4 protein-coding genes and 2 pseudogenes are annotated in these 24,340 nt (G+C 60.2%); 2 read left to right on the plus strand and 4 right to left on the minus strand.

Going from position 1 to position 24,340, the window contains the following annotated elements:
* Window positions 1-18,816: a leukotoxin LktA family filamentous adhesin gene (locus AC07OP_RS00050; RefSeq protein ID WP_495101422.1), complete on the minus strand. Its 18,816-nt coding sequence runs from the start codon at window positions 18,814-18,816 to the stop codon at window positions 1-3.
* Window positions 18,817-19,522: 706 nt separating this feature from the next.
* Here AC07OP_RS00050 and AC07OP_RS00055 point away from each other — a divergent pair.
* Window positions 19,523-20,068, plus strand: a pseudogene (locus tag AC07OP_RS00055) (nucleotide-binding protein); the annotation flags it as partial.
* Here AC07OP_RS00055 and AC07OP_RS00060 read toward each other — a convergent pair.
* Window positions 20,068-20,253, minus strand: a pseudogene (locus AC07OP_RS00060) (hypothetical protein); the annotation flags it as partial. The pseudogenes AC07OP_RS00055 and AC07OP_RS00060 overlap by 1 nt on opposite strands.
* A gap of 94 nt (window positions 20,254-20,347) precedes the next feature.
* Between AC07OP_RS00060 and AC07OP_RS00065 the strand changes: the two are divergent.
* Window positions 20,348-22,129, plus strand: a complete 1,782-nt coding sequence (locus AC07OP_RS00065; RefSeq protein ID WP_027605841.1) for a sensor domain-containing phosphodiesterase — start codon at window positions 20,348-20,350, stop codon at window positions 22,127-22,129.
* Here AC07OP_RS00065 and AC07OP_RS00070 read toward each other — a convergent pair.
* Both AC07OP_RS00070 and AC07OP_RS00075 read right to left on the minus strand, forming a co-directional pair.
* Complete coding sequence (locus AC07OP_RS00070) at window positions 22,082-22,759, minus strand: dTMP kinase (protein WP_495101423.1); 678 nt, start codon at window positions 22,757-22,759, stop codon at window positions 22,082-22,084. The two genes, AC07OP_RS00065 and AC07OP_RS00070, sit on opposite strands and share 48 nt — an antisense overlap.
* 175 nt (window positions 22,760-22,934) lie before the next feature.
* Window positions 22,935-24,302 carry a glutamine synthetase family protein gene (locus tag AC07OP_RS00075; protein WP_495101424.1) on the minus strand — a complete coding sequence of 456 codons (1,368 nt, stop codon included), beginning with the start codon at window positions 24,300-24,302 and terminating at the stop codon, window positions 22,935-22,937.
* Between the last annotated feature and the right edge of the window lie 38 nt (window positions 24,303-24,340).

Below are 24,340 nucleotides of genomic sequence, written 5' to 3' on the forward strand. Positions count from 1 at the left end.
TTAAAGATCCCACTGCCGTACTCCGTTGTTGCTATGTGGCACGTTGTCCACATTCAGATTGATGCGAGATTCGGTCGGCGCTTTGCTCCACTGCGAGGGCGTCCACTGGCTGGGTTTGGGCAGCACGAACGCCGATTGCAGTAACTGCGTGATGATTGCGCTGAACGCCCTGCCGCTGGCGTTTTGCTCACCGTAACTGGACGCCGTCACGCCTTGCACCATGACCCCGGTCACGACCGGTGCATGCGCTTCGCTGAAGTTGGGCACTAGCACCAGATGGGTGTTGTTGCGATGCACAATGTAAGCATTGGTGGTGCTGGTCACGGCCTCTTGCTGGAGGGCAAAGGCTTTGTCGATTTCATACAACTGAACATCGGCTTCGCTACGGTATGCAGGCGTCAGGTCGTCGGCGACCACATGAGCGCTGACCGTTTGCAGGTCGAGGAAATCGACATGAGCGGCGTCTTGCAGGTCGACGCGGCTGGCACTGGTGACCAGCTTGCTGCTGACCGCGTAGTAGTGCGGTGCAACGATGTCGTTGGCCGCCAGCCGTGAATCGAAGCGCCGCGCCGCGTTCTCACCGCTGCCGCCGACCCACAGGTTCAGCTGACCGCTACCGGTGTGCTGGCCGTAGAACGCAATGTCCTGACCGTGCAAGTCAACCGACTGCCCTATCGAGGCATCTGCCACACTGATCAGGTTGCCAGACCACAGGCTCATCGTTGGCGCACGCGCCTGGTCAATGACGATGCTCGCCTCAGAGGCATGACCGTTACGCCAGCCAGCGTTGACGACGGCCCCCGCATCCGCTTGTAGCTCGGTGCCGCGGGTACTCAGCATGCTGTCGAGCAATGCCTGACCCTGCGCCAACAGATGACCGAAGCCGATGGTTTGTTCGGCGCTCCATTGCTGGGTACCACCGCTGCGACTGGTGCCACTGACCTGAATCAGGCCAAGAGCCAACAGGTCGGTCGCGCCCACCGACGTGATGTCGTTCAGGCGCAGGCTCTGGCCTTGGGCCTTGAGTTTAGCCGCCGACGTGTTGCTGCCAGTTATGTCCCCCCCCGCCGTCAGTTGCGCATTTCCACCGGCCAATAGCTGGCCGAAGTTAATCGCATCAGCCGCCGACCATGTCTGCGCACCGCCGCTGCGGCTGGTGCCGTTGACCCGAATCAGGCCACGGGCGGTCATCGCGGTGCTGCCAGCCGCGTCTAGGTCGTTAATCCGTAGGTTTTGCCCGCTGACCGTGATAGAGCCGACGGCAGCCTTGACCAACGGTGTGGTGACGTTGCCAGAAGCCTGCAACACCACATTGCCCTTGAGGGCCTGGTTCTCATAAGGCACGGCGGTGGAAACAACGCGGGTACCAATGGTCAGATCACCGCCATTGGCAACCATGCGTATATTGCCACCTGCCGTAACGCCATCGTCGATGTTGATCGACTTGCCCGAGGTCACCAGGATGTTGCGCCCGGCGGTCAGGCTGCGCAGGTCAATATTGCCGCCGATGGTGAAGGTCATGTCACGACCCGCAACCGCGTCACCCGTGGCGTTGAAGTCGCCGCCTACGCCAACATTCAGGTCGCGGCCGGCCTTGAGCGAGTAGCTGCCGCCGTATTTGATCGTCGGCATGCTCAGGTTGCCGGAAGCAACGATACCAAGGTCCCGCGCCGCTTCGACCACCAGCCCGGTGATGTTGCCTTCTCCCTGGGCATACGGCCCTGTGGCCTGCAGGAACACGTCTTCGAGCTGGCTCTGAACGTGGCCGATGTCCAGGTTGCGGCCGATGATGTGCATCTGGCGTGCAGCCACCGCGTTGCCGCCATAGACGTTGCCGTCAGTCAGCATGTCGACGTCATTACCCGACTGAATGTATGTATTGCTCAGGGTGTAACCGGACTGCGGGTCTGCGTAGTGATCGCCAAAGCGGATATCGCCCAGAGTACCGGTGACGGTGTGCAGCGTGATGTTGCCTTGAGCGATGCCTTGGTGGATGACCAGGTCGCCATTGGTCAGGGCGTTGATGGTCGTTGCGGCATTGACCGCTCCCAGGTTCGCCGAGCCGGACAGCAGGTCAATGTCCTGAGCGGAACTGGTCAGGCGGTCAGCCGCAAACAGGCCGTGGGCCTGCAGCGACAGTCGGCCCTGGCGGCTGAGCAGGTTGCCCAGTTGCGCGGTCCCTACATTGAAAGTCGCCGTCTGTGCGACGTCCGCGCTGTTGCCACTCCAGTTGCCGGCACCGGTGACGTCCAAGGTGTCGCCGATCACCAAATCACCGTAATGCAGTGAAGTTTGCGCCACGCCACGATGAGCGAGGACCGCTTTGCCCGTCACGGTCGCACGCCCCAGGCTCAGCGCGTTGGTGACGGCCAGATCGAGATCACCGGTCACGGTCAAGGCATTGATGGCCGAGCCCGACCCCAGGTCGAGCGTAGTGTTCAGGGCGCTGAAACTGTCACTGACGCGCATGTCGCCACTGACAACCAGATCGGCGGTGCCTGCGACGGCTACCTTGCCCAGACTCAGCGACGATGCCGTTACGTGTGCCAGACCGTTGATATCACCGGCAGTGATGCTGGCGTTATCCACGTGGTCGAGCAACAGGTTGCCGTTGTTGACCACCAGGCTTGCGGCGGTCAGATCGCCGCCGTGCTGAGTGAAGTCGCCTTGGGCATGCACGTTGTCGTAGTCGATACCGCCACCATTGGCGGTGATTTCCACCAGGCCGTGACGCGCATCGAGTGTGCTGCCACGTGTGTGCTGCTGGACACGCAGGTATACATTGCCTTGGTCAGTGATGGTCGACGTCAGTACTGGCAGGTTCACCCACAGCGCCTGCGCAGCGCTGCCAATGCCCAGGGCGGCATGCACCGTCGAGGTGCCGCTGCCGGTGGCGATCAGATTAGCGTTGCCATCGCCATTGGCGGTGATCTGGCCACCGGCATCGAGGACAAATACTTGAGCAGCAGAACCGTCGTTTGTCAGGCGGCCCAGTGTCATGTCGCCGGAGGTCTTCAGGCTCAGTGTGCTTGCAGCCTGCATGTAGCTGTCGGCCGCCATGGCCAAGCTGCTGGCAGTCAGGTCCAATGAGCCGCTGCTGTTAAACGCGGCTGCTGTGGCGAGTTTCACCACAGCACTGTTGAGCACTATCGAGACACCGTTGAGGATCGCGCCGCTGGCGAGCGTGAGGTTGCCACTGGCGCCACCGTTGCTGTTGCTCAGGCTCAGTTGCCCTGTGGCGTCGATGTGACTGTGAGCGCCGAAATTAGCTGCGCCGCGCGTGGTCAGTGCCACGTTGGCACCGCTCAGGCTGGCAGCATCGCCCAGGGTCAGGCTGTCGTCATGCAGTTGCAGGTTGGCACCCTTTACCTGGGCCCCCTTGTCCAGGCTCAGCTCGCCCTGTGCGTTGAGGTACGCCAGGCCACCGGCCTGCAGCCATTGACCGACCTGCACGTCGCCCGAACTGTTGACCAACACTTGGCCTGAGGCCTGGGTGGTGTTCAGGCGTGTCGTACCACGGCTGTCGACACTGACGTCGCCATTCAGCGCGCGCAGCGTGTCAGCCCCCATACCGGCGGTTGAGGTAGAACTCAGGCTCAGGTTCTTACCCGCCTGCACCGTGCCGACGGTCAACGCCTTGTCGGTAGCGATCCAGACATTGGTCCCCGCCGCTGCATTGAGCATGCCTGCGGTCGACGATTGCAGTTCCACCTGCATGGCTTGACCCGCACTGCCAATGGCGCCGCGGGCCTGTAGCGTTATGTCGCGGGCCGTGACCGTGACGCCGCTGCCCTGTTGCAGGAGGCTGCCGTTGCTCGCATTGAGGTAAACAGCGCCCAAGGCGTAGATCTGGTTCGCGTTGAAGTTGCCGCTCAGCCAGTTGATCGCCACGTCCTGACCGGCGCTGGCGGCCAGCAACGCGCCACCGACGTTCAGATTCAACGTGGCAGGCGTGGTGCCAGCCGTGCCCAGACTGCCGCTGGTCGACTGCAGGGTCAGGTTGTTACCGATATTGAAGACACCGCCTTGAGCGCTCGCCGCCACGATGGAACCGTTGGCAGCAAGACGCGCGTCACTGCCTACCGTGACGTTACCGATGCGCAGGTCAGGCTGCGATTGCAGGTAAGCTGCTCCGCCTGCATTGAGGTCGAACTGGCCGTTGGCGTTGACGTAAAAGGCCAGCGTGCGGTTAACGGTCAGGCTGACAATATCGTTGTTGCTGTTGCGGTTGACGATCACATCGCCCGGCGCTGTGGCCACAGCCAGTGCGGCTGCTTCAGTGCTCGTCAGGGTGCCGTTGCGCAGCGCGCTGAAGTCAATGGTCAGCGCACCCGCCAATTGGCCAAGGCTGCCCGCCACTTGAAGATTGACGTTGCGGCCACTGATATTGGGTTGCGACGAGCCTACTGAACTGCCGGACGCAGCACCCAAGGCTGCTTTGTCGATGGCGTACAACAGCTCGCCCTGCGTCCACACAGCATCTTGGGACAACGTCCTGATCTGCGCGGAGCTAGCCACGTAGCTGAACTGCTGATCGTAAGACTGGAACGCCGCCTGTGTGCGCCAGTTACTACCGATCTGTGTGTCGAAACCACTGGATAGATCGTTGTAGCGCGTACTGACGTACTGGCGCACATCGGCATCCGAGGCGCTCAGTTGACCGAGTTTGAGGGCGGCCAACGGGCGGTACAGTTCAAGACCAGCCGTGCTCAGGGTCAGCGTACCGTTGGTGATCGAGCCTGCCTCAACCAAGCTCCAATACTCGCGATAGTTGGCGGTGATCTGGTCTTGGAATGGTTTGACCGAGGTCGCCGTGATGTTGCCTTCGGCGCCATACCCCGACGTCAGCGCCAGCTTCTGCCAGATTGCTTGCTGAGCGCTTTCATCACCGTTCTGGCTGCTGCGGCGGCCCACGTCGTAAAGCGAGCCCTGGTCGACTTTGACCGACACATCGCCGGTGGCAGCGGCGATCTGCCCGACCCACATGTCGCCCTTGGTTTCTTCAAGATAGACATTGCGGTTAGCGCTGGCGTTGACCACGCCGAAAGCGCTGGCGCCACCGCTGGTGGTGACTTCCACGGCATTCAGGCGCAGGAAGTTCGCGGCCGAACCCAGGCTCCCGGTGCTGCTGTTCAGGGTGATGTTACGGCCCACTACGTCGGCGCCGCGATTGGCCGCATCTGAGGAGGCCAACAGATCGCCCACGGCATTGAACACCACGTCGCCGGTCCCTTTGCCCGCGTTGATCGAGTTGATCAGCGCGCCGGAACCCAGATTCAAGTAGGTCCCGCTACTGCCCGAGGTTGCCGTCAGCGTGCCGCCATCGGCCACGCTCGCGCTGAACGCTGAGCCTGTGGCGCCGATGCCGCCTGCTGCGGTCAATACCAAATCGTGCGTATAGACGCCGCTGTCTGTCAGCGACGTCAAGTTGCCACTGGTGCTCAGCGTGGTGGTGCCCACCGGGTTGCTGAGCTTGCCAGCCACGATCAGGTTGTTGTTGGAGGTCGCCGTGATCGAGCCCTTGGCATTGCCGACGAACGAGATATTGAACGGATTGTCGGCCTTGACCGACTGAGTGATGGTAATAAGCGCCGACGTCGGGAAGTTGTACTGCCAGAGGCCATACCACTCGCCGCTTTTCTCCTGACCGGTGGCGCTGAAGCCATAGTGGCATTCGGAACCGACACCGCCATCGCACCCATGATAAGCAACGCCAACCCCGTAGTTGGCGTCCATAGTGCCGCTGACATCCCGCTGGTACACCGACGTGTTGCCATTTCCAGCCACCACCCGCCCGGCATCTACTGTCCAGATATCAGCTGGGTTGGACCAGGCCCAATTGCTGACCGAAAACGTGCTGTCGTTATCAACCACGTTGCGGTACAGCGATGCCGACTGCGACCACTGGTAACGAATGCCGGTCAGCGGATTGTATTGGACGGTGTTGCCTGCGCTGCTGTTGACCAGGTAGGCGCCGTCCAGGGTGGTCGCCCCATTGCGGTTATCGAAAGTCGAAAGGCCCACGCCCTGAGTATCCACGTACCAGGTGGTCGCGTATTGACCGCCCCCTAGATCTTTGAGGGTGTCGACGATTTGCACGATACCGATTGAACCGGAACCGGTGTCGATGTTACCCACCTGCAACTGCGCATTCGACTGGTTATTGATGGCCACCTGGCCGTAGCCATTGTTGACCTGGATATTGCCCAACTGATTGGTGCTGATCACATCGCCCTTGATGTAGACAAAGCCGCCACCCGAAGCATTGACATCATCGACGATGATGCGCTGATTGACGAAGTCGTATTTGGCATGAATCAGTGTGCCGCCAGTGCTGGCCATGTAGTTCGTCGGGATGTCCACCAGACTGGTGCAGGTGTGACTCGCGCAGTAGTGGTTGCTTAACCAACTGTCCAGACCTGCGTTAATGCTCAAGGTCCGAGTGGTCGCCTGGCCGCTGGAGATGGTGGCGTTGATGTCGACGTATTTGGCCTGGATACCCACTTGACCGCCCACGATCTGCCCGCTCGCCTTGCTGCCGGAAAGGTCGGCCTTGGCGTAATCGTAAGCGACCTTCTGCAGGGTCAGAATGGGCACTAGCGGAAAGCTGGCGATATCGTGGAAACCCACGGAACTGCCGGTGTAGCTATTGGCAACGCCACCGCCACAGTTGCTTCCAGAACCGAGGGAAGCCGGCAAACAGCCGCCAAACAGCACGGTACTGTTGTTGCCGCTCTTGTAGAGCAACCCACCGTTATTGTTAGCCAACTCGCCGGGCGTATACTTAGCGTTGGCAATCATCTCAATGGCCAGGGCTGGCGACGAGGTGATGTCCGCAAACGCCGACCATTCTGAGATCGGGTTACTGCCCACGGCCCAGTAGGCGTTTGGCTGGTAAACCGACATCGAGCCTTCGGGTATTTCTACCAGCACTTGCTGACCGTAGGTGGAGGCGAACTGCCCCAGCGAGCCTTTGGCATTGGTGATGTGGATCAGCCCGCTCAGGTTGTACAGATCGCCCGTGAGGAAGATGGCCGGGCCATAACTGACGTTGCCTGAACTGCCGCCCCAGGTGTTCTGAATCAGGATCTGAGCGCGTCGGCCTTTATTGACCTCATGCACCTGGCTGGCGCCGAACTGAGCGGCACCCGCGCCGCCTGTGAAGTACACGTTGCCCCCGGTGTCGCTCGGGATCAGCGCGCTGCCTACCAGCAGGTAGCGGCTGCTGGCATTGGTGACCTGTATTTTCGGCCCACCGTTAGCGGTCAGCGACCCGCTACCCGACAGCGAGTCGGCCTGCACGGTGACGTTGCCACCGGCCGCCATCATCGAACCCAGGCGAATCGCCCCGGTGACGGTACTGGCCAACGTGTTGCGCAGAATCTGCTTGGTGGTGGCGTCGATGCCGCTGATACCGTCCAGGTAGGCAGTCGGAATGAAACCCGTGTCGAGCATCCATGACACGGGCAGGCCCGAGCTCTGGACCAGGTTACCGTTGGCATCGATGTCTATGACCAGCTCGTGGTAGCGCCCCGCAAGCAAGGTACCGTTCAGTGTTGCGGTGCTGGTTGAACGAGGGTCGGACGTGCTGTCCTTGTTGGTCACCGGGATGAAGCCCAGCTCATAGCCACGGCCAACACCGTCCGCTTCGGCGAATGTAAAGCCCTTGAAGCCACCCACAGTGATGCTGCGCGCTGCCAGCACCTGAGCAGCCGCATCCACGGTCACACCGGCGTTGTTGTAGCTGCGCGACACGGCGCGGGCGGATGGAATGGCAATCAGGCCACGCACCACGCTTTGGGCATTGGCGCTGGTGGTCATCCGCGTTTCCCACAGCCCTTCCGGGTCTTGACCGGCGTCGATCGCAATGTTGCCCAACGCTTCAAGCACCGCAGTGCCACGGACATTAACGTTTTGATTGCTGGTCAAGTTGACGTTGGCATTGGCCACGCCCACCCCTGCCGCGCCCCAGGTGCTGACCAACGCCTCCACCGCAGCAGAAGCCAGCGAGTAGGTACCCAGACCCAGCTCGCCATAAGAACACAGGATTGCGCCGCTGGCCACATTGATGGTGTTGTTCAGCGTGGAGGTGTGATCGTTCTGCGCCCCGCCGCCAGCGATGCCGCCGCCCGTGCTGAGGATGGCATCCTCGCTGGTGCCCTGTTCAGAATAGGCACGCACCATCAGCTTGCCGGAGATGTTCCCGGTCGGCGCCAGACCGGCCACCAAATGGGCCGCGCCGATATTAACCAGCGCGTTGCCCGTGATGTTTGTCTCGTTGACAACGGCCTGTCCGCTGATCACACCGCCGCCAGCACCGGAGACCGCCGTGTCATCAAAGCGCTGAGTGTAAAAATGGTTACTGGCCGAAATCAGCATGTCTTGACGGGTCACCAGAATGGCGCCATCACCGACGTTGACTGTGCTGTTGCCCGTCAGGTTGTTCTGCACACCGGCACCGCTGGCGCCGAGCAAGGCGGCGTTGACCGAATCTGCATGGGCGCCAAAGCGCCCGGTGTAGCTGGCGTTCAGGGACAGGTTGTCCATGAGCAGGTTGCTGTTGTTGCCCACGCTAACGCTGGCGGTGCCGGTGGCACGGGTGATGACCTGCGAAGCGTTACCGGCTACGAGGCCGCCGCTGCCGGCCACGCTCTTGGCCTGGTTGAGGTCGTTCCCCGTCGCGCTCAAGACCACGTCGCCCATCGTTACGCCGCTGCTGGCCTGGGTATTGCTGCCCAGGCTGGCGACGGTCTGGGTGGTCGCGGTGGCACCGGCCACGGCGACGCCCACCGACAAACCACCACTGACCGCGATGCCCAAGGCATCGGCGTATTGGTGGGTGGCGCTGTCGGCGCTGATGTCGATGCGACCGCCAGGCAGTCGCAGCCGGTTGCCGGTGGTGGCGCTGACCGAGCCATTATTGCTGGCGGTAGCGACCGTGCCGTTGGCGCTGAAGTACAGACCACCGCTGCCCGCAATGGCCTTGGCAACAATGTTCGCAGTGCCTGGGTCTTTACCGGCCAGCATCTTCAGGTCAGCCGCGAGGGTCAGGCCGTTATTGCCAAGCAGTGAGTTGTCATCGCCCAAGGCGGCAGTGACGAGGGTATCGCCACTGGCCGTCGCCACTGAAGCACCGACGCCGACAGCGCCACCCAACGCTGCACCAATGGCGCTGGCCGATACATTCGGCAAGGCACTGGCGGACAAGGTCACGCCGCCGCTGCCTGCATTGAAGGTCACGAAGTTGCCACTGGTGCTGGTGACGGTGCTGCTGTCGCTGGCAGTGACGACCACGGCGTTGCCTGCGCCCAACAAGCCGCCTGCCGCACCGTTACCACTCGCGCTGCTGCTGCCCAGGTCGATGCTGCTCAGGGAGACGGTTTGCGCGCTGAGGCTGGCATTGTCATCGACCTTTAAATTGACGTCGCTGTTACGCTCGGCAACCGCAACAACGATACCGGCACCCACTGCACCGACGCTGGCGCCGATGGCAGCGGCCGAGACCTCAAGGCTGTCCGAGAGGGCATCCTTGAGGCTACCGGTCAGGTTAATCACACCGCTCAGGTGGCTGGCGACGCTGTTGTTCATCACACCAATGGCCAACGCTGCGCCCAGGCCTAGCCCCATGCCTGCTGCGCCGTTGTAGGCGGTGATGCCCACGGCCGACTGACCGGCCATCAGCGCGCCGCTGTTGCCGGTGGCGTCCAACGAGGCGGCCGTAAGGCTACCGCCCAATACGTCCACCGCCACATGGGCGTTGGAGAAAGTGAACGCGGCGGCCGTACCGTAGCTGGTCGCGCCCGACACCTGCGCCGAACCCGCCAGGTTGGTGGTGGCCAGCAGGTCACTTGCGCTGACCGTAACGTCACCCGCCGTGTTGACCGTTGCATTGCTCAGACGCGCGACGGTTTCCTGCTTGTATTGCGTGACGCTGCTTGACGCGACAAAGCGGTCTTTGACCGAGCGGGTTTGTGTCTGGTTGTCGAGGGTCGTCCCAGCGGCAGTGCTGTCAACCAGCGTGACGTTGCCGTTGGCATCGAGCGTGGTCGTCGTGTAAGCGGTGTCGGCGTTTTTGCGGCTGCCGACGTTGTCGGCCAGCGACAAGGTGCCGTTGTTGCCCTTGTCCAGCTCGCTCATGGCGTCATGGCCGTCTTGCTCGACGGTGCCGGAGCCCAGCAACAACAGGCTCAGTGCGCCGCCGATCGAGGAGACGGAGCTGATGCCGCCTGTCACCGCGTGCAGGTCGGCATCGACCTTGCGCAGGGCGCTGATGTTTAACAGGCCAGTGAGCCATGCGGTGCTGTCGAGCAGCTCGGCACGGGTCGCGTTATTGGTGACCAGCACGTTGGCGCTACCGCCTACGGCCACTCCTCCACCGGCCAGGGAACCCACATTGAGCTGTGCATCCAGGCTGTCGGTGGCCTTGATGTTCACACTGCCGGTGCGCTGGGCGCTGGTGCCGAAATCAACGTAGCGGCCACCGGCTTCGGTGGTGTTTTCTACGATCAGAATGTTGCTCGCACCGGCCACCGCTACGCCGCCCAGGCTGGCGCCCACGGCATTGGCCCGCAGTGTCGTCTTGCTGTCGGCCGTCACGTTCACCGCGCCACTGCTGTTGACCGCGGTCCGCACCAGGCTCGCCGAATCGACTTCACCCAGCCAGGCACGCACGGTGCTGGTGTCATAGCCGGCGTTGATGCCCGCACCGACGGCCACCCCCCCACCGGAGAGGGTACCGGCGTTTGGCGACAGGGCATTGATTGCGCTGGCCGCTACCTTCAAGGCCCCAACGTTCAGCGAGCTGCCGTTACTGACTAACGCCTGCGTGCTGCCTTTGAGTTCAAGTACCGCCGCGCCGCCTGCGACCCCGACGATGCCGCCGCTGACGGTCGCAACTAAGTCGCTGGCCGATTGAGTGGAGTTTGCGCTGACGTCGGTGGCGCCCAGGCTGGTGACGGCGGCGTGATTGATGCGCGCCGTGACGTTACGGCTGACAACGCCTGTATCTACCGAAGCCGCCACCGCCGCGACGCCCAGCGACAAGGCCCCACTGCTGGCCGAACCATAGCTGAAGCTGTGGCTGGCCCCGCCGATGCTGACTTGCTGCGCGGCATTCGCACCGCTGTTGCTGCCGTTGATGCTGGCGTCGTCGATGTAGGCAAGCGTGTCGCCAGCGATAATGCTGGTGTTGCTCAAACCGGTGACTGCGGCGCTGGCCAACGGCGTCAAGGCCACACCCGCACTGAGGCTCACCTGCCCCACTTGCTGCAACGAGGTGGCACGTACGGCCAGGCCGTGAACAGTTTCAGTGTTGGCGACCAGGCCTGCTGCCGGGCTGAACTGCTGGGCCAAGGCCCAGGCGCTGGTGTCCGGTGCGTTGGACAGCGTACCGTTATCGACAGCCAGCCCATTGCCGTTGCCTAACGCCGTCACGGAGGTTGTGCCGCCAGAGATGCCAGCTTCTGTGCTGCTGCCAATCAGATTCACCGCAACCAGGCCCGACACTGCGGCGTTGCCACTGCCGGACACGACAGCCGCGTAGGCGCGAATCACATCACGATCAAGGGCGATGACGCCGATGTTGTTGTGCGCGACAACCTTAGCACCACCGTCGATCAGGGCCTTGGCCGAGGTGTTCAACAGGTTGGTGGTCACACCTGCGTTGACCGCTGCGGTGCCGGAGAAGCCAGCAGACACCGACGCCGTCTGGACTTTCGCGTCCGAGGTGGCAGTGACGTTAAGGTCATTCAGTGCCCAGCCGGTTGAGACCAGGTTGCCGCTCAGGCGTGCTTCGATGTCGTTGGCAATGCGGTTGACCGCCACCGCCACACCCACGGCGATGCTGCCTGCCGCCACGGCGCCGCCTGCCAGAGAGTCGATGGCCGAGGTGTCTTTGGCCGTCACGCTGAGGCTGTCGGCCAAACCGCTGCTGCCACTGACACTGGCATGGGTCACCGCGTCAATGTTGTTGGTGGTGCTTGAGAGCACCGCCGCGGCGGTGCCTGCGCCCGCGCCGCTCAGGGCCAGGGTTTTGATCGTGCCGCTGGTCAGGGCATTGACCTGAATGCCGCTGTTGGTGCTGCCCAGTGACAAGCTGCTGTTGTTGATCAAGGCGTTGCGCTGCTGATTGACGGTGCTGACCGCAATCGCCATAGCGCCCGCGCCGGTGCCTGCGCCCTGCACGTTACCGGCCAGGGTCTGGATGTTGGCTTCACCGCGGCTCACGTCGACCGTGACCGAGGTGGCGCCGGTAAGGGTGACGTCATCAAGCGTGGCGTTTTCAGTACCGGAAATGACGTTAACCGCGACCGAACCGCCCAGCGCCACGTTGCCTGCAACGCCCGCGCCCACGGCTGCGGTGCGAATGGTCGCCGAGCCACCGCTCTTGACGTCCAGCGCCTGGCCCAGGGTCAGCGTAGTGTGGCTGATCGCAGCTTCACGAGTGGCGGTGATGATGTTGTTGGCGTTGGCAATGCCGACCGCCACTTCACCGGCGCCGGCAATCGCCCCCGCCAGGCTCCAGAGCGTACGGTCACCGATGTCGCTGGTCACGCTCAGGCTGCCGCCCGAGACGCTACCACCGCTGATGCTGGCTGCTTCGGTGCCGGAAAGAATGTTGGTGGTGGATGAGCCCGCGCCCGCATTGCTGCCGCCACTGCCCGCAACGGCAATCGCGTTGATGCGCTGATCAACGCCGCTCTTGAGGCTATTGCTGGCAAAGCCACTGATGTCCGTATCGGTCAGGCTGGCAGCGCGGTTGGCCGCAATACAGTTAAGCGAAGTCGCGCCGCCCACGGCGACTTCGCTGCCACCGGTAATGGCGCCAGCCAGTGAGTTGATCTTCAGACCCTGACCGCCGCTGGCGTCCGCGCTGAATGCCTTATTGATCCCCTTGGTGCTCAAGGTGCTGCCATCAACACCGACCGTGTCGCCACCGGAAATAGTGTTGACGACCACCGAGCCGCCGCCGCTGTTAGTGCCGGCCACGCCATTGACGCCGATGCCCCAGATCTCGCCGTCCAGCGACGAACTAAGGTTCGCGTTGCCGCTGAGCGCCACCTGGCTGTCAGTCAATTTAGCGCTGCGTGTGGCGTCGATCAGGTTGACTGCCAGTGCACCACCCAAGCCCGTGCCGCCACTGGCCAGGGCGACATTGACAGCCAGAGCATCGATGCGGGAGCCAAGGCCCGATTGAGCTGCATTGACCAACAGGTCAGCAGCGACCAAATCAACGTCATTCAACAACGCTTTGGTCGTATCAGATATACGGTTGTAGGTGATGGCACCCCCCACAGCATTACCGTCGCTGGCGGCGGCAACGGCAATGGCAGCGGTCACTATTTTACTTTGACCGGCGGCCGTCACCGTAGCGTCGCCGCTCAGGCGGTACGCGCCATGACTGACGGTGGCACTGGCGCCCTGCTGCATATCCGTCAGGCTGACTGCAGCGCCTACCGCATTTCCCCCGCTGCTGGCGGCGATATTCCCGGCCAATGAATAGGTGCCGGCGGTTTTGCTCGCGCTTACCGTCAGGTTGTCGGCGTGCAGCGTATGGCTGTTCATGTCCAGACTTGCTGTGACGTTGCCACGACCAATCACCGCAGTCGATGAGCCGGACACGGCCGTGCCGGAGCTGCCAGCTGCGCCGACAGCGGCCGCCACAACTTTGGTGTCATTCTGCGCAGTGATCTTGAGATCACCCGTCAGCTCGGCGTCGGTATTGGCGAGCGTCGCGGTGTAATCACTGCCGGTGTAAATCACACCGAAAGCACCACCGGCCGCCTTTTCGCCAGCAGTACCTGCCACCCCACCGGCAATGCCGATGATCGACTCGCCAGCGGTCCCGCCGTCGTACAACCTGTGTTTAGTGACAGTTGTATCACCGGCATCCGCCGTAAGGTTGTCACTGCTCGCCACCGAACCGTCGATTTTCGCTGCGGTGTCGTTGCCATCCAGATCAAGCCCGGCACGTGCCAAGGTCGCATTACCCGCGCTATCAATAAGGGCATCAAGCACGGCGTCGTTCGAAGCACTGCGTGCCGATACGTCGACGGAGCCCCCCGTCAGTGACGACGACACGCCCAGTGAGTCGGCATCAACCTTGGCCTCAATCACATTGTTCAGCACCAGCGCGAACAACGCGCCTGCCCCCGCCGAACTCTGGCCACCGGTGGACGCGGCTACGGTCAACGCACCGGCCAATACCCGCGTAGCGCTTACCGCTGCGAGGTCGAAGCTGGCGAAGCCCTCTGCAGTACTGCCCAACCATTGGGCCTGAATCTTGTTAGCCAGCACACCGACCGTCGCTGACACGCCAACGCTTGAGCCTTTGCCATTGCTGCCGGCAAACGCGCCACCGCCGATCAACAGGCGCGAACGATCATAGGCCGCCACATCGATGCTACCGCTGTTTTTCTGGCTGACGGTGCTGTCAGTCACAGCCGCGCGGGTGGCATTAGTCACTGCGGCGGCAGACGCTGCCAGCGCACCGCTGGTGTTCTCAACGCCGCCAGTCGCCGCCGACATGCCAAGGCCCATGGAGAGCTGATCGCCAGCAGTGATCGCGTGGACAGCCAGTGCGTGGTTATTGCGCAGGGTCGCGTTCTGGAGCAGTGCCTCCGTGGTATTCCCCAGGTAATCAAAGGCAAACGCACCGGCCATCGCCGTGCTACTTTCGCTCTTCTTCCCACCGGCAGAGGTCAGTGCCCCGCCACCGGCCCCTGCCAGTTGATTGGTCTGGTTCAATGCCTGAACAGTGACATTGCTGCCGACGCTGCCAGGATCGCGCGGGTCGAGAACGATGTCGCCCAGGCTGGAGCGTGTTGTCTGCCGGGAGACGTTAAGCGCTGCCGAACCGGCCAAGGCAAATGTGGAGCCTTCTTGAGAGCCTTGTTCCGGCGGCGTGCCGCCGATCAGCTTCTTCAGTTTGTCGACATAACCCGACAACGTGCTCGGCACGCTTATGACCGGGTCTTTGATGCTGCTGGCCTTGGCTTGCGCTTGTTTCAGGCTGGCGGTCAGCTCATTGAGGCCATTGGTCAGCGTCTGACTCACCGCGTCACTCAAGGTAGTCGCCATCTCGGTAGACGTGTTGGAAGCACCGCCGTTGGTCTTTTCCGCGTTGGCCTGGTCGGTTTTCTCTTCCTCCGTCTTGGCTCTCGCACCCGCCAGTGCAAAAGCGCCAGCCTGACCATCACTGCGTGAGTCAATCAGCAGCTTGTCCACCGACCAAGTGGCGCGGGAACTGTCGGTGCTGCCAACACCCATTGCACTCGGGCGCCACAACTGGTTGGCGCCTACCAGTGCTTGAACATCGGCGTTGAGCACGTTGACTGCAACACTGGCACCCACACCGTTGTTTTGCGACAGCGCAATGGCGCCCGCCGCACTCCACATGCCCACCTGATGCGCTGCGCTGACCGTCACATTGTCGGCTGTGACCGTCGTACTGTTGTTGATGGAAGCGTTTACCTTGGCATTGTTAACGCTGACAACCACTGCACCATTACCGGCCGCACTGGCCCCTTTTCCGCCGGAAGGACTGATTGCAATGATCAATTCCTCCTGCTGCGCGCTGACGTTGACGGCCTTGGCCGTAACGGTGCCACTGGCGCCTATACCGGCAACAGTCTTGTTGCCCGTGACCTGAACGTTGACCGCCCCGCCTGCTGAGGTGCCGTCATCGCCGGTTGCAGTGGCCGATAGGCTTGGCCACAGGTTGCCGCTGATCTGTAACTGCTGCACGTCTGTGTGCGCTTGAATCGCCAGCGGGCTGTCCCAATTGAACGCCAGCGCATGGGCGGCTTTACTGCTTGCAGTTTCGCTGCCGTCAGCACCGAGCAAGGTTGCAAGCCCTGCCAGCGGGTTGTTGCTCCACGCTGACGCATCAGTTCCCGTGGCGGTGAGTTTGACGTTGTCGCCCACCCAGGCCGTCGCATCCAGGTTATTGAGCATGACGGTCACCGAACCCACAGTGACCTTCTCCGTGCCACTGGCAACGCCATTGGCAAAGTTGGTCGACAACTCTGAAGGCAGATTGGACGCGTCTTTGCCCTTGGCAACGAGCATCGCAAAAATGTCGCTCAGTGAGCTCCAGCGGTCCACGCCGCCCAGGTTCAACAGTTGCTGATTGACCGCCCCTACGCCCAGGCGTGCGGCTGATGCCACCACGCCATCGCCCATCAGGGCATGGGTGTTCAATGTCAATTGGTTGTACGCGGCAGCGACGGACAGCGCTGTTTCGGTGCTATCGCCCAGATCGGCCTTTGACATCACACTGCTTTGAGCGCTGTTGTGCAGATCAATTTCGCGCTGCAAGGCCTGCACCGTCAGGTCGCCGGTCAACGCCAGCTTCGGCGCACTGCCATGACTTCCGACTATGGCTTCAGCCGTGTGATTGGCAATACCTACCGCCACCGCAGAGCCGAATCTGAAGGTGCTCTCGGTCGGCTTGGTTTCTGCGGTCGCAGGATCCAGATTGAACAGCGCCTTCAGTTTGGCACTGATCAACCCACTGATGGGCGCGGTGGTATTGATCAGCTTGGCCGACTTGAAGGTCTTGTCAGAATTCCCGGACTGCACGGTGGCACTGTTTTTTTGCTGATCTACCAGGTTGACGGCCGTCACCGATAAATTGCGGCCACCCGCAAGATCAGCATCGAAAACGGCGCGGGTGGTGCTGTCAAACAAGGTCAGCGCAATCGCAGGACCACCAATCGCCCCCTGGCCCAGAGACTTAAAGGTGACGTCGTTGCTTAGCGTCTGTTCCGTAACTGCTGTGACCGACGTGTCTTGCGCCACGTTCAGCAACACGCCATGTGCCACATTAGCGAGGGTCGTGACATCGCTGTGCGCCATGCCAAAAGCGAAGCCGGCGGTCGTGTTCTGGGTACCGTTGCCGTCGTTACTGTTGGTCGAACTGGTCACCAGCTTCAGTGTGTCCGCGCTCAGCGCCTGAATGGCCAGATTGCCGCCGCTGGTAAGGCTTGCGCCGTCGGCGACGTTAACCGACGTTTCGCCGCTGATGCGGCCATATGAAATACCCAAATTGAAAGGTAAGTTGCCGCTCAGGCCCGGAAGACTGCCTGTACTGGTATCAACCGTGCGCGTCCCCTTGGCTGCGATGTCGATCGCCCCCGAAGCATTGAGCTTCGCGGTCGAACCAATAGAAACAGACGCGCTGGCATTGGCGATTGCCACGGTGATGTTGGGGATCAACGCTGCCAACTCGCTCCAGTCCGTCGGATCGAGGCCCAATGCACCGAGGTTGCCGTTACGTGCGTTGGAGCTGCTGGCATCGCCCAATGTGGTGACGATGTTGGCCCAGGTTTCTTCTTGCGTCCAACCGTTGGCCGCTTTCAACCTGCTGAAATCATCGGACAGGGCGGCCGAACTGAATAGGCTGCCCAGCAACGTGTAGGAAATCATCGCCTCGCTGTTGGCATGCAACAGAATGTCTTTGGCGTTGATCTGCCCGTCAACGTTGATGGTGCCGCTGGCATTGGCATAACCGCTGATCTGTTTGTCGAAACCGAGCGCGCTGATGCTGACTGAGCCTCGCTTGGTCGCGTCGCTCGCTTGTCCGGCATCGAGCTTTGCGTGCTGGCCGATCACCACCGCGGCTTTGCTACCGCTGGACGACAGCAGGGGTTGGGCTTGATCTTCCAGTTGCTTGGCCAGGAGATCGACCGTTGTCGCATCGGTGCCGGTGACACTGCTGTCACTGTTTGCCGTGAGCATGATATCCCCGGCGTTTCCCGTTCCGGTGGTGCTGGTGTTGATCGTCGAGTAGTCAGCCATCGTGATCGTCGGCGCTTCGATCGTGACCTTGCCCCCTGCCTTGTTAGCCTTGCCGCTGGCGGTGATGGTGCCGCCCTGGGTGGTCGTCGTCCCGCCGTCCAGCGTCACCGACTGCCCGGCCTTGACCGACACGCTGCCGCCACTGTTGTCGGCCATCAGCGCGCTCAGCTCACCACTGATGGCGACGGTGCTGCTGGCAACGATCTGGACTGAACCGTCCTGACGTACGACACCAGTGCCTTGGGCATCGGAGACGTTTACGGTGCTGCGGAACACCTGATCGGCATAGTCCACGCCGCTGTTCAGCTTGGCGCCAGCCTGAACGGTAGCCGCTGCTGCGAACAGGTTGATCGAACCGCTGGCGTTGATCTTGCCGCCGATGCTCAGCGTGCCGCTGCCGCCGTTGAGCGTACCGGCCTTGAGGTCCGTTGCGGCCTTGTTGCCGTCGGCGCTGGAGCCATTAACGGCGGTACTAACCAGTTGCTGCATTTGCACTGCGCTCGGCGTGGTCACCGTGAGGCTGCCCACGTTCACCACACCGCTGGCACCAACTACGATGCCGTTAGGGTCGGCGAAGATGATGTGACCGCCGATTGATCCGCCTTGAAGACCATTCAGGTTGCCGTTGATGACCGTAGCCGTGTCATGCACCAGATTGACCAGCGCGCTGGCGCCATCAGGCACCACCATGTTGACGGTATTGCCGGCCGCCACAGTGAAGTCACCGAAGGAGTTGAACGCGGTAGCGCCCCTCTGCGTGGCGGTGGTGATCGTGACCGTGTTGCTGTTGACCACGGTCACGCTGGTGTCGGTGTCGGTCTTAAGGCCGTTGATTGCGTTATTAGCCGTTCTGAGCCCGGCATTGTGCAGCGTGATGTTGTTGGCGCTGTTATCCGCCCAGACAGGTGCAGCCCCCAAAGAGATCAATACGGCGGCAGTGATGCGGTTCAAAGTGAAACGTTGGCCATTTCCGTTCATTGACACGCTCAGGGAGCGGCCACGTTTCATCTTCGACATAAATAAGCCTCTACGGGAACTTCAGGTTGGGCCTGCAGTCAAGGTCGCGAAGATAAACGGTTGGGCATAACGCCAGCAATTGTTTCTTAATAATTCAGATAATTATTTTCTGGCGTCAAAAAATATTAAGCACAAGGATCAGACCGTCAAGGCGGCGTGATATTGGCGAAGGCACGATCGCTTCTTATTAATTCAATTACTTGTTTTCTGGCGTGAAAAAAATTAAACCAGTCGCCCTAAAAATCACGATGCTGTGCCAGTTTGCCGGGCAGCATCTGGATCGGATTCCGGACGAAATCACGACAGCAATCTGCTCCAACTGGGTACTGCTGCCCCAAGCCTTGCCGTGTTTATTCATCAGCTTCAACCCAGCGTAATAACCACTGGGATGAACTTTCAGCGTTACCCTGTATTAAATCATTAAGGCGATCAGCACTCACTGCGCCAACTTGCCGCCCCACCGAAAAATTCATCATAGTAACCTTGATTGGCCAATCATTATTGGACGAACTATAACGCTTATACTTTTCGCTAAACACAGAGCGCCTTTTTGGCATGCAGGCGAAAACTAACAGTCTTAGCTGACTTTTTTAACAATAATTGACACTCAGAAACAGGCGCTCTAGATTGCGCTCACCTCGCTAACGCAAAACGACACATCATGGACGTGCTGAGTTTCGGAGTTATTTCATTCCTGGTACAACCCATGAAATATGTAGACGACATTACGAAACTATTTACACGTTTTGGCGCCAATGCGCAGAGTTACCAGGAAATACAACCCACTTATAAATATTTCAAAGACGACCCGGTTACGCCGGTGGTGGCTGACCCAGAGCCGTCGGTGGCGCTGCATCCCACAACACCTGCCTCAACGCCCCCTGTGTTTATGCAGGACGAGCCACAGCCTTCTTCATTATTGATGGGCACGCCACCTGTGAAGAACGCTGTCCTCTCGCTACCTATGCCCAAATCCCCTCCCCTGAACGAACCACCTGCGCCTTCTGCCACGGGTGACCGTCAACGATTGAGCGACCTGTTGCGTGAACTTAACCAACTTCGTCCAGAGGGTCTGGCAGAAGCGACTAGCAAGCGTTCCAAGGCGACGATCATTGCTATCGTTTCGGCTAACGGTTGGGTGGGGAAAAGCACCATCGCCGCTGGCTTGGCAAAAACACCTCGGCACCCTGGTGGGCGAACCATCGCGGTTGATCTGGATTCTCAGAGCGCGCTGTCCAGCCACTTGGGTATCAATTGCTCAAGCTCGCGCCAGATGCGGTGGGAATTGCTCACAATGGGAACGTACTGCGCGCCCTCACCCACCGAAAGCCGGGTAATACGCGTATCGCCATGGCTGGAGCCCAGGTTGTGAGGTGGGTGCGCTGAGGCCAAACACGCGCCTCTCCCGGCAACACAGGAGAGGCCGTCTGCCTGCATACCGTTGAGCTATCAGAGGAATAGAAAAAACAACATCATAATGATGGCACTGTCTGATACCGTGCACATAAACACAGCCACTCCGAGGATTGTCATGGGCGCAGGCGCTCCTATTCCGCCGAATGAAATTGAACGGCTTAAAGAGGTCGCGAAATTTTGTCCAGCTGACAGCGAGTACGATACTGTCTTCGATAAAATCGTCGAGATGGTTTCTGCTTACTTCAACGCACCCATAGCGCTGATTTCGATCGTCGATGAGCATCAGCAATGGTTCAAGGCGCGCGTAGGGCTTGAAGAGACGCAGACACCACGAGAAGTATCTTTCTGCGCTTACTCGACGCTGGATAACGCCCCGCTGGAGGTATTGGACGCGACGCTTGATCCCCGTTTTAAAGACAATTCCCTGGTAACGGGGCCTCCGTATATTCGTTATTACACAGGCACCCCACTGATTACCGAAGAGGGTTTTACGCTGGGAAGCCTGTGCATCATTGATACAGTCTCACGCGCCGCTATGAGTGAGCGTGATAGCGCGATGCTCAGCGGTTTTGCTGAACTGGTGATGATGCACATCCACAGCATGCGCTCTCGAAACTTCGTCGACCAACCCACAGGGTTATTTAATCGACTCCGGTTTGAGGAGGATATACGCCAAGCGCTCAAGACCCACAGCGCGTGCCAAGCGTATGCGGTTGACATCATCTCGCCAAAGTTCCTCAACGATATCGTGAAGGCGCTGGGTTACAGTTTTGCCACAGACTTGGTCCTGGCAATCAAAGCGCGCCTACAAAAACTATTACCGCCACAGTGTCTACTTTATAAAATTAGCCCGACGCGGTTTGGTTTCCTCCTTGAGGAGGATCAAACGGCCGAGCACATTTGTGAAAACATCCTCAAGGACTTCAAAAAGCCTGTCGAATGCCACGCCATCCCCATACTCATGCAAGTCGGGATTGGCGTCCTGCCTATTCATAGCTCAGGGCTCCAGCAAGACTGGCTTCGGCTGGTGGTCAGCGCTGCGGATGAGGCGCGTGACCGCAGGCTGGGATGGTCGCGCTATGAGCCCCATTTTGATGCGGCTCAACAACGCGCGTTCATGTTGTTGAGTTCGTTGCCGGAGGCGGTCAGCGCCGACAAACAGTTCAGCCTGGTGTACCAGCCAAAAATCAAACTGCCCTCAGGACGGTGTCATTCAGTAGAAGCACTATTACGTTGGACACATCCTTTACTGGGGCCCATCAGCCCTGCTGAATTCATACCCTTGGCTGAAAAAACCGCACTCATACCTTCTGTTGGATTGTGGGTGCTCAACGCAATCATCCAGCAAGCGGTTATTTGGAAAGCGCAAGGTGTGCGCCTGCGGATAGCGATGAACATTACCGTCAGCGATCTTGAAAGCGCCGAATTCGTCGACGCAATGATCCATGAGATTCAACAGCACGGCCTGGACCCCGCTGGCTTTGAACTTGAGTTTACCGAAAGCATGCTCATGACCAACCCTGAAGAAGTCATCCGGCAACTGGAGCGTGTCCGTAAGTTTGGCGTAGAGGTTGCTGTTGATGACTTTGGCACCGGCTACAGCAACTGGGCTTATTTGAAGGAGCTCCCGGCCAATACCGTCAAGCTTGACCAATCTCTGATCAGCGGGCTGGGCAGCAATCAAAATGACAAGCAACTGGTTAAAACCCTGATCGGACTGGCTAAGGGGCTCGGCTACCGGGTGGTTGCAGAAGGCGTAGAAAATCAAGAAATCCTGGACCTGTTAATTCAGTGGGGATGTTCCGAGGCACAGGGTTATTTGATAGCCAAGCCTATGAGCGCCGAGGCATTAGAAGCCTGGATAGCACAAGGAGTCGATGGAGGTCGGGGCCGGTAGAATGACTGCCGGGGACGCGCAAGCAAGGACTCTATAGATCGCGGACACCACCTGCATTGTTGCGTCCTCGATCGTGCCTTCATTACGGCATACAACCCAACCGTAATCTGCCATCGCTCGCTCGAATGCCTGGGTACACGCGCTATGTTCTTCCAGCTTATGGATCACCGTGCTGCTCAGCCCACGCCGTCGTGCCGCTGCCCTCGCCCATGAAATCTCAGGGGCGGTGACAATCCCGACATGCAGGTCTGGCACTCGCACGTTTCGATCAATGTTCAACTGCAGGATCTCTGCAAACGGAATTATCCGGCGAAACGCGGCATCCGACGGGTACCAGCGATCGATCAGGATGATGCTGCCTGGTGGCTGTTTAGCCAGCACCTGCCGGGAAATCCAGGCACGGCTGTCAGCAAAGCGTTCACACACCCGCAGCTCCAGCTCCCGGGAGGGACTTCTGACGAGCTGGTTAACAAGCGCCATTGTTCCCTCCCGGTAGGGATCGCTTTTTCTCTCGCAAAGCCGGATCACCTTTTTGTTGCCTGCCCTCAGTGCTTTCGTAACGGCCTCCAACAGCGTGGTTTTGCCGGTGCCCTTGGGCCCATCCAGAGAAATAAACAGCGGACGATTCATTCTTCACTTAACAATTGAGATACCGTTTTTTTGCCCTGTCCGGACGCTGGAACCGCTCGGTGCGACTGCGCGAAGGCCCTATGAACAGAAAGTGATGCACTCTACCCTTGTTTTGGCTCACGGGTCCCAAATCCACGCTGACAACCGCTGGTGAGCATCGGTTATCGCCCATCAGTCATGCGTGAGTGAGGTACCAGCGCCAGTCCTGCTCCCCGACTTCAGCGTTGAATTGACGGAACTCGCGCCATTTGATCGCCAGATACACCTTCAGGAATTCGGCGCCCAGCGCCTCGCGTGCCCAGGTTGAATCCTGCAAGGCCTGCAACGCGGTCAGCCAGTCGGTGGGTAGAAAATCGGTCGCCTGCTCATAGCCATTTCCCACGATCGCCGGGCCGGGATCGCTTTGATGGGTGATGCCGTAGTGAATCCCCGCGAGTAATGCGGCAGCGGCAAGGTACGGGTTGGCGTCCGCCCCGCAAATGCGGTGTTCGATGTGCCGACTGATTGCTGACCCGCCGGGCACGCGGAACGACACCGTACGATTGTTGACGCCCCAACTTTTGGCCAGTGGCGCGTAACTGCCGGCCTGGAACCGGCGATATGAATTGGCATGGGGGCAAAATATCGCCAGCGAGTCAAACAAGGTCGCCATCATCCCGCCAATCGAGTGACGCAACAGGAGCGTACCCTGTGGGTCTTCGCTCGCATACAGGTTGTTACCCTCCTCGTCGGCCAGGCTGACGTGCAAATGCATGCCACTCCCGGCCTGGTCACTGAACGGCTTGGCCATGAAGCAGGCTTGTAGCCCATGTTTGTTGGCGACACCTTTTACCAGGCGTTTGTAACGTACGCCTTCATCAATAGCCTGGAGTGCGTCGAAACGATGTTCCAGGGTCAACTCCACTTGGCCTGGAGCGTACTCGGAGATGGCTGTGCGTACGGGCAGCCCTTGTAGCGCGCACGCAGCGTAGAGGTCATCAAGAAAGGGTTGCAGCTGCTCCAATTCGTAGAGGCCATAAACCTGCGGTGCCTGGGGACGGACGCCGTTGGTCTGCAGCGCTGGCTGCGGCCGACCGTTGGCATCGCGTTGCTGGTCCAGCAAGTAAAACTCCAGTTCCACGGCCATTACCGGATGGAAACCATCGGCTTTGAGTCGGTCAATGACATGCACCAGTACGTGTCGCGGGTCGGCCGGTGCGGCAGGAATACCTTGGGTCGGGTGCATGCTCACCTGCACCTGACCGGTGGGGTTGGTGCGCCAGGGTTGCAGAGTCAGGCTTCCTGCCAAGGGGTATGTCCAACAATCGGCATCGGCGACATCCCAGACCAGGCCTGTGTCTTCGACGTCTTCACCCTGCACGGTCAAGGCGAGAATGGAGCTTGGCAGCGGCCGACCGTTTGCGTAGATCGCCAGTAGTTCGTCGCGATGCAGCAGTTTGCCTCGCGGAACACCGTTCGCGTCGAGAAGGAACAACTCGATGCTCAGCACTTCAGGGTGGGCGGCCAGATAGTCTTCGGCCTCTTTTTTATCAGCAAATTGCATATCGAACCTCTCGGCGCTTATTCAAGCGACTGGACAGT

The sequence above is a fragment of the Pseudomonas sp. GW821-FHT09D08 genome (assembly GCF_059416305.1).